Annotated in this window: 6 protein-coding genes; 5 read left to right on the top strand and 1 reads right to left on the bottom strand. The window is 44.1% G+C overall.

Going from position 1 to position 5,487, the window contains the following annotated elements; translation table 11 throughout:
- Together LC574_RS24270 and scyF are read left to right on the top strand one after the other, a co-directional pair.
- Nucleotides 1–515: ScyD/ScyE family protein (locus LC574_RS24270; protein ID WP_229456110.1), on the top strand; the 515-nt coding region annotated here is incomplete at its 5' end.
- A gap of 171 nt (nucleotides 516–686) precedes the next feature.
- Complete coding sequence (gene scyF, locus LC574_RS24265) at nucleotides 687–1,871, top strand: scytonemin biosynthesis PEP-CTERM protein ScyF (protein ID WP_229456109.1); 1,185 nt, start codon at nucleotides 687–689, stop codon at nucleotides 1,869–1,871.
- Here scyF and LC574_RS24260 read toward each other — a convergent pair.
- Nucleotides 1,854–2,285 carry a hypothetical protein gene (locus LC574_RS24260; RefSeq protein WP_229456108.1) on the bottom strand — a complete coding sequence of 144 codons (432 nt, stop codon included), beginning with the start codon at nucleotides 2,283–2,285 and terminating at the stop codon, nucleotides 1,854–1,856. The genes scyF and LC574_RS24260 overlap by 18 nt on opposite strands.
- A gap of 540 nt (nucleotides 2,286–2,825) precedes the next feature.
- On the opposite strand from LC574_RS24260, the gene LC574_RS24255 reads away from it, so the two are divergent.
- The 3 genes from LC574_RS24255 to LC574_RS24245 all read left to right on the top strand — a co-directional run.
- Entirely contained in the window at nucleotides 2,826–4,229 is a 1,404-nt protein-coding gene (locus tag LC574_RS24255; protein ID WP_229456107.1) for a glycosyltransferase family 4 protein, read from the top strand.
- A 10-nt stretch (nucleotides 4,230–4,239) separates the two neighbouring features.
- Entirely contained in the window at nucleotides 4,240–5,319 is a 1,080-nt protein-coding gene (gene tyrA / locus LC574_RS24250; RefSeq protein ID WP_229456106.1) for a bifunctional chorismate mutase/prephenate dehydrogenase, read from the top strand.
- Between the two features lie 12 nt (nucleotides 5,320–5,331).
- Nucleotides 5,332–5,487 (top strand): DsbA family protein (locus LC574_RS24245; RefSeq protein ID WP_229456111.1); only part of this gene is annotated, 156 nt, incomplete at its 3' end.

Raw genomic sequence — 5,487 nt, 5'->3', positions numbered from 1 at the left:
ATGGAGCTTTATATGTTGGGGAATATACAGGTTTTCCTTATCCAGAAAATGAATCGCGGATCTTCCGGATCGGCGAGGATGGGAACCCAGAGGTTTTTCTGGATGGGTTTACACACATCACTGACCTAACCTTTGATGATGAGGGTAATTTGCTGGTCTTACAATTCAGCGATACCTCTCAGTTACAAGGTGATTTACGGTTCCTTCCTGGTTCTCTGGTCAAAGTTGCTCCTGATCTCACTCGCACAACGCTGGTTGCTGCCGGTGAAGGGCTGGAATCGTCTGCTGGAATCGATATTGGCCCTGACGGGAAAATCTACGTCACCAAGCGCGGTGTTGGCCCAGATATAGGGTCGGTTGTTCGGGTGGATGGTCTGGTTACAAAAAGAGTCCCCGAATCTACTTCAATATTTGGCTTATTAGCACTTGCTAGTGTAGGTGCAACTGCTGCGATCGCCAAACGCAAACGCCCCGAAAAGTCGGGTGAATTGCTAGCCAAAGCAGAGATAGTCTAATTCCTCATTACCTGACACCAGGTAATGGTTATAAAATAGGCTGCTGCCTCACACAGAAAGTTGCATTTCAAACAAGAGGCAGCAGCCCGAATTTTAGGATTCCCGAACTGGGGCTGGGAACAAAATTAGTCTAGGAAAGAGTATAACTTATACAACCACGACTTAAAACTCATGGGATTAGTCAAAAATTTCTCAATCGGCATTCTCGGTACTGGACTCATGGTGCTGGCAACAGCAGCCCAAGCCAAAGCTGTAACATTAAGCTTTGATCGCACTATCGGTAGCCCTGGCTTCGGCCCTGGAGAACTGTTTGTTCCCCAAGGCATAGCGGTGGATAGCCAAGGGAATACCCTCATAGCTAACGGACGCGGTGTTAACCCGGATGGTACTCCTAACTTCAACCTTGGTAACAAAATTGAAATATTTAATCCTAGCGGTCAGTATATTGGAGCAATTGGCTCCGGCGGCACAGGACCCGGGCAGTTTGACGAGCCAACAACTGTAGACTTTAATCCAGTAACAGGGGATCTGTATGCTGGTGATGTTTACAACAACCGCGTGAATCAATACGATTCTCAGGGTAACTTTATTAGATCCTTTGCAAATGGAGATTTTACCCCTCGCATAAATGATAGGCTTTTCTTTGGACCATCTGGTGTGACATTTGACAAAACTGGCAACTTCTACATAGGTGATTTTAACGGCGAAAGAATTCTTAAATTCACCGCAGACGGACAGCCACTTGGTGTCATTGGTGGCACTGTGGGTACTGCACTTGGGGAATTCCAAGGTGTAGCAGGTGTAAGAATTTCCCCAGTTAGTGGAAATATTTTTGTAGCTGACCAGTATAACAACCGCGTTCAAGTACTCGATCCAAATGGTAACCCTCTGTTGGCATTTGGTTCAGCAGGTAGCGGACCTGGACAGCTTCTTCAGCCAATTGGCATCGAAGTGGACGAGTTTGAGAATGTTTACGTAGCTGATTCTGTCAATAGCCGCGTTCAGGTATTCGATAAAAACGGTAACTACTTGACTTCCTTCGGTCAACCAGCCCTAGATGCATCAGGCAACCCTGTACCGCCTCCAGCATTCACTGGCCCTCCTTTTGGCAACCCCCTCGACCTCGCTCCCGGCAGATTTAACTGGACGGGTGGCACAGGCTATAAAGATGGCAAGCTTTACGTGGGCGATTTCTTCCAAGGTCGCGTCCAAGTGATAAATGTAACAGACAGAAAACCAGTGCCTGAATCTAGTTCAGTATTAGGTTTAGCATTGCTCGGACTTGGGGCTGCTACCGTCACATTGCGGAAACGTGGACAACAAAAGCCAGCCTTCAGTTTAGAGAAAACGTTGTAAAAACAGTGCTGAGTTCTCATGCTTGAGTAGCACTAATATGACCGAATCCGAGTTCAGAGGCTGAAGTTCCGAGTTCAGAGGCTGAAGTTCCGAGTTCAGAGGTCGAAGTTCCGAGTTCAAAGGCTGAAGTTCCGAGTTCAGAGGTCGAAGTTCCGAGTTCAGAGGTCGAAGTTCCGAGTTCAGAGGTCGAAGTTCCGAGTTCAAAGGCTGAAGTTCCGAGTTCAGAGGTCGAAGTTCCGAGTTCAGAGGTCGAAGTTCCGAGTTCAAAGGCTGAAGTTCCGAGTTCAGAGGTCGAAGTTCCGAGTTCAGAGGTCGAAGTTCCGAGTTCAGAGGTCGAAGTTCCGAGTTCAGAGGCTGAAGTTCCGAGTTCAGAGGTCGAAGTTCCGAGTTCAGAGGCTGAAGTGGATTAAACAAAATCTAAAACTTCTGTTTCGTCGGGTGCGTTATGCCCTTGGCTAACGCACCATCTCAATAAATTTGGTGCTGTACTCTTGCTAGTAACACAACGCCAGTTGCTACAACGGATAGCGCAGCGTTAGCGAGTCATCGAGCGTCGGGAACCTCCCTTCGGGTTCACCAGTCGCCTACGGCGGGAAACCCGCCTACAGCGCTGGATTCACCGCAACGCACTGCATTGGTGTCAACTTAAGCTAGAAATAGCTTTGCTGTGGGACTCCTCACCCGCCAGAGAATGAATTCTCTGGCTAATAGCTAAAGTCTACTGAAGTAGACTCAAGATTTTGGGGGATATTTAGTCATCTTTAGATGACTTTGGCTATTAGCAAGGAACTTCAGTTCCTTGCGGGACATCGTTTTCACGTTAAGTTGACACCTATGAACGCACTGGCTCCCCTACGAAAATTTCTGGTCATTAAATCTGGAACAACGGAGATAAAAACTGGATAACACAATAAAGCCAACATTATCAAGCTGCTTTCAGGATATTAACAGTTCATGCAAATTCTGATTTATTCATACAATTATCATCCAGAGCCAATTGGTATTGCACCTTTAATGACTGAACTAGCAGAAGGGCTGGTGAAGCGAGGGCACCAAGTGCGGGTAATCACAGGTATGCCTAATTATCCTCAGCGTCAGATTTACGATCGCTATCGGGGTAAGCTATACGTTACTGAACATAAAAATAGTGTCAAAATTCAGCGTAGTTACCTGCGGATTAAGTCTAAACCTAACCTTGTAGACAGGCTACTGCTAGAGTTGAGCTTTGTTTTTACAAGCTTGCCACAAGCCCTTAAGGGCGAGCGACCTGATGTAATTCTTTTAACAGTGCCACCGCTACTAGTTTGTTTACCTGCAACCTTAATAGCTTGGCTATACAACTGCCCAGTAGTGCTGAACGTGCAAGATATCCTCCCGGAAGCTGCTGTGCGTGTTGGGCTAATTAAAAATAAGTTGATGATTCAAGCTCTGGAAGCTTTAGAAAAATTTGCTTATAGAACTGCACATACCATTAGCGTGATTGCTGATGGCTTTGTAGATAATTTAATAAATAAAGGTGTATCGGCTAATAAAATTGCCTGCATTCCCAATTGGGTGAATCTAAATTTTATCCGCCCTTTACCGAAGGAGAATAACTCTTGGAGAGCTACCCATCAACTCGATGATAAATTTGTAGTGCTTTATTCAGGTAATATTGCTCTGACCCAAGGTTTAGAGACAGTAATAGAAGCAGCAGCTCGGTTGCGTCATATTAATGATATTGTCTTTGCGATCGCAGGTGAATCTCAAGCCCTCGAAAGGTTGCAAAAACATTGTCTTGCTTGTGGTGCAGATAACGTTTTGCTGCTACCATTGCAACCGCGAGAAAAACTACCCCAAATGTTAGCAGCCGCAGATGTGGGGTTGATTGTGCAAAAGAGCAATGTGATTTCCTTCAATATGCCTTCTAAAATACCACTGCTATTAGCCAGTGGTCGCCCAATTGTCGGTTCAGTTCCGGCATCTGGTACTGCTGCCAAAGCTATCAAAGAAAGTGGTGGCGGCATTATCGTTGAGCCAGAGTCAGCAGATGCTTTGGCAAGTGCGGTATTAGATTTATACAATCAACCGGAATTAGCAGCACAATTAGGGCGCAAAGGAAGAAAGTTTGCGGTAGAAAACTATTCCTTTGAGCAAGCGCTAGATCGGTATGAAGAGTTATTTTATGATGCGATCGCCAAAGAAGCAACAACTTTGGATATCTTACCCGAATTAAGTTCTAACAAATCACTTGTTCCTCAAGACATTTTAGTACATACCTCGCCCCTTGTAGGCGAAAACACTAATCATATCAGACTAATTAAAACCACGTCCCTTGTGCGCGTAGTCTCTCAAGGACTAATGACAAATGACAAATGACTAATGACAAATGACTAATTCAGATCAGCTTAAAAAAACTGACCAAAGCTTAATCGCCCTACTGAGCGATCGCATATCATTATTAGCAGCATCAGAACAACCTTCTTTAGATGAACAACTGGCTGATGTGGCTCCCCTACTCGCCCAAGCTGGTATTCCTGAGTCTGTTTGGGCAAGTGTAGTAAATAGTTGCCATGCTACTTTGATTCCTAAATCTGCAACAAATCATGTCACTCCCCGAGAAATTACCATCATCGGTGGATGCGGCAGGATGGGAAGATTATTTAAAGAGCAGCTTTCGCTAGTAGGTCACAATGTTAGTGTTCTCGAACACGATGATTGGGAATATGCAGATAAACTGTTAAATCAGGCAGAATTAGTATTAGTAAGCGTTCCCATTGAACATACAGTTGATGTTATCAAACGAGCAGCGAAATACCTTGGCTCAAATACAGCTTTGTGTGACATCACGAGCGTAAAAACTCAGCCAACTCAGGCAATGCTCGAATACCATTCCGGCCCAGTCATGGGTTTACATCCAATGTTCGGGCCAAATATCAAATCGTTTTTAGGACAAAAAGTGGTAGTATGTCCAGGTCGAAACGATGATTCATTCCAGTGGTTATTAGACTTTATCAAAAGTCAAGGTGGAGAATTAATTGTTTGCACGCCTGAAGAACACGATAAAATGATGGTAATCGTTCAAGCAACGCAGCATTTTTGTAGATTTAGTCTTGGTGTTTTCTTAGCACAAGTAAAAGTGGACATAGAGCAGAGCTTAACAATGTCAACACCTAACTATCGTCAAGAAATTGACATTGTTAAACGTTTGTTTTCTCAAAATCCTAATTTATGTGTTGATATTATGCTAGCTACAGAAGAAAGGTGTAATGCAATTAGCTTTTTAGCTAATACTTACAGCCATCTTGCAAGACTGGTAGCAAGGAAAGATAGAGACGCATTAATTCAAGAATTTGAAAATACTCAAAGCTTTTTTGAAGAAAAAATCAACGCTTTTTTACAGCCTTTAAACACAACGCCTCTTCAACGAGATTTCAAACCCCAGATGCATACAAATATTAGCATTTGAAGGATAAAAAATATGCTGATAGACATCTTTCACGATCCCGTTTGCCCCTGGTGTAGAATAGGGAAAAAGCATCTGTTTGATGCACTGGCACAATGGCCAGAAAAAGAAGTGGATATCCGATGGCATCCCTTTATTCTCGACAATACCGTTCCTGATGAAGGGTACGAA

Origin of the sequence: Nostoc sp. CHAB 5715, from assembly GCF_020829685.1 — a bacterium.
GTDB lineage: Bacteria > Cyanobacteriota > Cyanobacteriia > Cyanobacteriales > Nostocaceae > Nostoc.
Note: the sequence above shows the minus strand (reverse complement) of the source record. Positions and strands in the feature narration are given on the sequence as shown.